This window comes from Pseudomonas sp. FG13 (assembly GCF_057809755.1).
Map to the genome: position 1 here is coordinate 43,656 of NZ_JBMDKO010000037.1, position 6,155 is coordinate 49,810.

Genomic DNA, 6,155 nt, shown 5'->3' on the forward strand with positions numbered 1-6,155 from the left:
CAGATTGGCCTGATTGACACTCCCCTGTGGGAGCGAACCCGCTCCCACACTGAACCGGGGCGTCATTCGGGTACGGAATAAAAACAAGAGTGAAACGACAGAACGCAGTAGCTCTATAACCATTACGCTTCAAAGGAGTAACACACATGATTCCGGTGATCTTGTCAGGTGGTAGCGGCTCACGTCTTTGGCCGCTTTCGCGCAAGCAATTCCCTAAACAGTTCCTGGCCCTGACCGGCGAACACACCCTGTTTCAGCAGACCCTCGAACGCCTGGTGTTCGAAGGCATGGATACGCCGATCGTGGTCTGCAACAAAGACCACCGTTTCATCGTCAACGAGCAGTTGAGCGGTCGTAACCTCGAAGCCCAGCGCATCCTGATGGAACCGTTCGGCCGCAACACCGCACCAGCCGTCGCGCTGACCGCGATGATGCTGGTCAACGAAGGTCGCGACGAGTTGATGCTGGTGCTGCCGGCCGACCACGTGATCGAAGACCAGAAAGCCCTGCAACGCGCCCTGGCCCTGGCCACCGTGGCCGCCGAGCGTGGTGAAATGGTGCTGTTCGGCGTACCGGCCACCAAACCGGAAACCGGCTACGGCTACATCAAGTCGACCAACGACGCGCTGCTGCCCGAAGGCGTGAGCCGTGTTTCGCACTTCGTCGAAAAACCCGACGTCAAGCGCGCCACCGAGTTCGTCGAGGCCGGCGGCTACTTCTGGAACAGCGGCATGTTCCTGTTCCGCGCCAGCCGTTTCCTCGAAGAGCTGAAAAAGCACGATCCGGATATCTACGACACCTGCCTGCTGACCCTGGAGCGCAGTGAGCAGACAGCGGACACCATCACCTTCGACGAAGCCACCTTCGCCTGCTGCCCGGACAACTCCATCGACTACGCCGTGATGGAAAAGACCCAGCGCGCCTGCGTGGTGCCGCTGTCGGCCGGTTGGAGCGATGTCGGTTGCTGGGCGTCGTTGTGGGAAGTCAATCCCAAGGATGCCGACGGCAACGTCACCAAGGGCGACGTGGTGGTCCAGGACAGCCGCAACTGCATGATCCATGGCAACGGCAAGCTGGTGTCGGTGATCGGCCTGGAAAACATCGTGGTGGTAGAAACCAAGGACGCCATGATGATTGCCCACAAGGACAAGGTCCAAGACGTCAAGAAGATGGTCAACACCCTCAATGCCCGGGGTCGCACCGAAACCCAGAACCACTGCGAAGTCTATCGTCCGTGGGGCTCGTATGACTCGGTGGACATGGGCGGGCGCTTCCAGGTCAAGCACATCTCGGTCAAGCCGGGGGCGTGCCTGTCCTTGCAGATGCACCACCACCGCGCCGAACACTGGATCGTGGTCAGCGGCACCGCTGAAGTAACCTGCGACGAGAACGTGTTCCTGCTCACCGAAAACCAGTCGACCTACATCCCGATCGCGTCGGTTCACCGCCTGCGCAACCCGGGCAAGATCCCGCTGGAAATCATCGAAGTGCAGTCCGGCAGCTACCTGGGCGAAGACGACATCGAGCGCTTCGAAGACATCTACGGTCGCTCCACCCCGATCGAGCGCGGCGTGTCGGTGAAGACCATCGCGCAGTAACGATCAGCGAAACAAGAAGCCCCCATCCAGCCCACTGCGTCCCCTATCCGCAGCGGGTTGGGTGGGGGCTTTTTAGTTGCTGCATTCGTATCTCTGATAATTATCTGGACTTTGAATGGGGCAACATTTTCGCTTTTATCACATATCGATGCGCCGTTCCGAATCGTTCTGCATTATTCATATAGGACCTTCCCTTTGGAATGTAATGCAAGGAAACTATTTGAATTTTGTTATATAGAGGAAACGTCACTTCGCCCTCAGATGCATACAGCCCCTCAGAAACACCTGCATGCCCAGATTCCAACTGAAAGTGCCACATTATTGACTTGCCGGATACGTAACCCATCCCGGGGTCTTTTGCCGTTGACATTATAAGTTGAGAATGGATCTCCAAATTTATTGTTTCTTCTATCGCTCTATCCCCGCCCCCCTTTGCAAAGGTCGCGAGCCATGGATAGCTTTTCAATATAGCCGGCGAGTCTCCGCGAAAAACCTCCGCTACCTCTGCGCGACGATACGTAGACCATTCTGCATCTATTTCCCTGAGCACATTTTGAACCTCCAAGGCCTTTTCATAATCTATGTTCCTGGCGGGCGGAATCATATTACGCCCGGTCTCACGCCAAACACTTACAAACGTCTCCATATCAGCAATCGAACTGTAATGTTCAATATTCAGCTTCTGCAGAGTAATTGAAAACGAAGAGTAGTAAGGGTACTCACCCCCCTGTTGCTTATATAATGCCGGGTCTTTTTTTATGACCCATTTTTTTTTGATGGGTAGCTGGGAGCCAACCCCAGGAAGAGGCGGCGGACCGCCCATAGGCGGAGGTGGCATGGGGGGACCTCTCATTCCAGGGGGCGGAGGGGGTGGTGGGCCGGAAGGATGCATGGGGGGCGGAGGGGGTGCAGCGCCTGTGGGTATCCTGCCATCGGTGTCGAACAGTGTGAGCGGGTTATTGCGGACCATCCGATAGAAATTCAGCCCATCCACCGCCCAGGCCGGATCCGGACTGGCCCAACGCTGCAACCACGGTACATAGAACCGATAGCCGTAGTAGTAGAGCCCCGTCGCATCCCGCTCCTTGCCCGAGTACCGGGCCGTCTTGTAGCTGACCTCGATCACATCGTCCCCGGCCAGGAACGCCGTTTCACCGAACGGGTAGAAGTGTTCCTGGCTGATGATTCGCCCGTCCTGGTCAAGCTCCAGACTGATCGAACCCAGGTGCTCGGCAACACCGTACCGATAGCGGTCGTTCGCGCCGGAGGGCGGTGGGCTGTCCCAGTGCAAGACCCGCACGCCGCCAAGCCCGCCCTGGGCGATGATGACCTGCAATGATTCCCCGGTGCCGCTGTCGGCACGCAGTTCCAACCCCGGCAGGTAACGGACCTCGGCAGCCAGGGTCCGCGCTCCGGTGTGCAGTGTGCGCAGCTTGCGCACCCGCTGACCGCCGCCATCGTAGACATAGGCCTCGCGGTCATTGAGCCCCGATTCGCGCTCGATCGGCGTGACCGAGCACAGCTGGTTGCGCAGGTCCCAGGCCAGGGTCCGGCTGCTCTCCAACGCCAGGCAGTTACCCCGTGCATCGAACGCTGCAGCGATCTCCTCTTCTGTCGGCGGCACGCCGTTGCGGTATGGCAAGCAACGATTGCTGTAGCGCGCCGCCTGCAACTGGCGACCATGGTTCTGCGCGCCGACATGGGTCAGTTCCAGCAGGTTGCCGCTGTCGTCGTAGTGATAGGTTTGTCGGTAATTGCTGAGCGCGGCTGGGTCGACGCGGCCGACAGGCCCTTGGTTCTGAGCACCCGCTTCCCATCCGATGGCCTCGATCAATTGATAGAGGCTGTCGTAACGGAAACGACTGATCGGGTCGATGCGCTGGTTGGCAAAGTAGCGCACCGGCAACGCTTTGTCCTCGATGCCCAGTACATTGCCCATGGGGTCGTAGGCGTAGACCAGGTGTTGCAGCGACTGACCGCTCCGCCGGACATGGCGCTCCATCAGCCATCCGTCTTCAGGAGCGTAAGTGAGCGTGGTCTGTACCCCGTTGCCGGCCACTTCCCGTTCGATCTGGCCTTGGGCGTTGTAGTCGATCTCGCTCACCAGCGATTGCCATTGGCTCTGGCCCTGCAACAGCAATTGGCTGCTGGACAACCGGCCATCGCGGGTCAGGGCCTGACGCTGCCGATTGCCCCTGGCGTCGATCTGCTCCAGCACATCCCCCTGCGGACCGAGACGCCACGTCGACAAAGCACCGTCGCCAGGTTCCAGCAGGGATTCGCGATCGGCCTCCGACGCCGGCCAGTCCGGCATGGCCCCATCCAGGCAGAAACGTCGGCTCAGGGCCAGGCTCTGGCCGGTCAGGGCAAAGGACGCCAGCAGCAAGGTGCCCGCCGGGTCATCGTGGCGAATCAATTGTCCGTACTGATTGAAGGCCTGCTGGCCCTGGCCCGGAGCGCCATATTGCATACGCTCGACGCAGGTGCGCGATTGCCCGCTACCTTGCTCGAACACCGCCACCGGACGGAGCAAATCGTCGAAGACCACGTCGCGCCGCGTGCCCCGCCCATCCCAGCCCCGCAGGCTTTCACTGGCGAGCCCGGGCAGATCGAGCTGCCAGCCCGCATCGACACTGCGCGCCAGCAGCGCGTCACCGGACAGCGTATACACCGTCGAAAGATTGGCCAGGGTCGCCGCATCGTCCTGTTGCAGGGCCCACAGGCGCGGGTCCCATTGCTTGATCGCGCGGCCGGCCAGGTCGAAAAGGCTGCGGTTGACCCGCGGTTGCGCAGGTTCACGCTCAAGCGCGCGGCAGTAATCGACCGAACGGACCAGCAAAGACCGTGGATCCACCGCAACCAACCTCGGCGTACCGTGATCCATGCTCATGCCTTGGCCTCCTGATAGTCGTGCGGTCTGGCCGACATCTAACAAGGGGCAATCCTTGGTGACTACTGTCAGAGATGACAGTGACGACCGATGGAGCGGGATGGATGAGATATCCATCGTCCCTCCCCTTCGGTAGGATGGAACGACGGTATCGGAGGCTTCGAACATGCTTATCGGCGTCTTGCTGGTCATAACCTGGCTGGTCCTGCTGCTGCGCTATCCGGCCAAGGCGCTGCCGGTGTCACTGGCCGCATTCGTCGGCTTGGGGCTGGTCGCCGCCTGGGTGGTCTGGCAGGAAAACCGTGAAACCCGGCAACTGGCGCGCCTGGAACTGCGCATTACCTACTCCCCCGAACGCTGCCCCGCCGATCGCCCTCTGTTGTTGAACATGAACAACGGTAACGACGTACCCTTGGTTGAGCTGCGCTGGCGAATCGCAGCCTATGCCCCCGGCGATACCATCAACCTGGCCGACACGCCCTACAGCGCGCCGCGCTACCGGGGACCAGGCCAATTGCAGGCGGGCAAGGACTGGCAGGATTGCCTGCCCCTGCCCTCCCTGCGACCCGGCTACCGCCCGCAGACCCTGGAGTTTCGCGCCGAGCGATTGCAGGGTAGTTTCTCCGACTGATTGCTTTCTCTCCGACTTTTTCTGCACAAGGAACGCGCCATGCCCGTTGCGTTGATTACCGGATGTTCCAGCGGCATCGGCCGCGCCCTCGCCGATGCGTTCAAGGTGGCCGGGTACCAGGTCTGGGCCAGCGCCCGCAAAGCTGAAGACGTTGCCCAACTCAGCGCCGCCGGGTTCACCGCGGTGCAACTGGATGTGAACGATGGCCCGGCCCTGGAGCAATTGAGCGAACGGATCAACCAACAGCACGGAGGCCTCGACGTGTTGATCAACAACGCCGGCTATGGCGCCATGGGACCACTGCTGGACGGTGGCGTGCCGGCGATGCAACGTCAGTTCGAAACCAACGTGTTCGCCATCGTCGGCGTGACCCGGGCACTGTTCCCGGTACTGCGCCGGGCCAAGGGGCTGGTGGTGAACATCGGCAGTGTGTCCGGCGTGCTGGTAACACCGTTCGCCGGCGCTTACTGCGCCTCGAAGGCGGCGGTGCATGCCTTGAGCGATGCGCTGCGCATGGAATTGGCGCCCTTCGGTATCCGCGTGATGGAGGTGCAGCCAGGCGCCATTGCTTCCAGCTTTGCGAAGAATGCCGGTCATGAAGCCGAACAGTTGATTCACGAACAATCGCCCTGGTGGCCCCTGCGCGACGGCATCCGCGCCCGGGCCAAGGCATCTCAGGACAACCCCACCCCGGCCAGCGAATTCGCCGCCGGGCTGCTCGCCGCCGTGCGACAACCAAGGCCACCGCGCCTGCTGCGCCTGGGCAACGGAAGCCGGGCGCTACCGTTGATGGCGGGATTGCTGCCCAAAGGGATGCTGGAGAAAGGCTTGATGAAGCGGTTCGGGCTGGGTCGGTTGCTCTGATCGAAATGGCATGACCGGGAACCCATCGACAACTGACCCACCGCCATCGCGAGCAAGCTCGGCTCCCACAGGGGATTGGTGGCGAACACTAGTCTCGCGCACCTGCAGGAAGCCTTTTGGGAGCAAGGCTTGCCCGCGATGACGGCGGCACTGGCAACCTCTCCTGCAACTG

General features: G+C 61.0%; 4 protein-coding genes. 3 read left to right on the top strand and 1 reads right to left on the bottom strand.

Annotation, left to right across the window (positions count from 1 at the left end):
- Nucleotides 1-146: 146 nt before the first annotated feature.
- A complete protein-coding gene (locus tag ACODTO_RS22850; RefSeq protein WP_464709636.1) occupies nucleotides 147-1,598 on the top strand; it encodes a mannose-1-phosphate guanylyltransferase/mannose-6-phosphate isomerase in 1,452 nt (483 codons plus the stop codon).
- A 100-nt stretch (nucleotides 1,599-1,698) separates the two neighbouring features.
- Here ACODTO_RS22850 and ACODTO_RS22855 read toward each other — a convergent pair whose 3' ends face one another.
- Nucleotides 1,699-4,488 (bottom strand): RHS repeat domain-containing protein, encoded by a 2,790-nt coding sequence (locus ACODTO_RS22855; RefSeq protein WP_489107086.1) that lies wholly within the window; start codon nucleotides 4,486-4,488, stop codon nucleotides 1,699-1,701.
- A gap of 166 nt (nucleotides 4,489-4,654) precedes the next feature.
- Between ACODTO_RS22855 and ACODTO_RS22860 the strand changes: the two genes are divergently transcribed.
- Both ACODTO_RS22860 and ACODTO_RS22865 read left to right on the top strand, forming a co-directional pair.
- Complete coding sequence (locus tag ACODTO_RS22860; RefSeq protein WP_489107087.1) at nucleotides 4,655-5,119, top strand: multidrug transporter; 465 nt, start codon at nucleotides 4,655-4,657, stop codon at nucleotides 5,117-5,119.
- A 39-nt stretch (nucleotides 5,120-5,158) separates the two neighbouring features.
- Nucleotides 5,159-5,983, top strand: a complete 825-nt coding sequence (locus tag ACODTO_RS22865; RefSeq protein ID WP_139644945.1) for an SDR family oxidoreductase — start codon at nucleotides 5,159-5,161, stop codon at nucleotides 5,981-5,983.
- Nucleotides 5,984-6,155 lie beyond the last annotated feature (172 nt).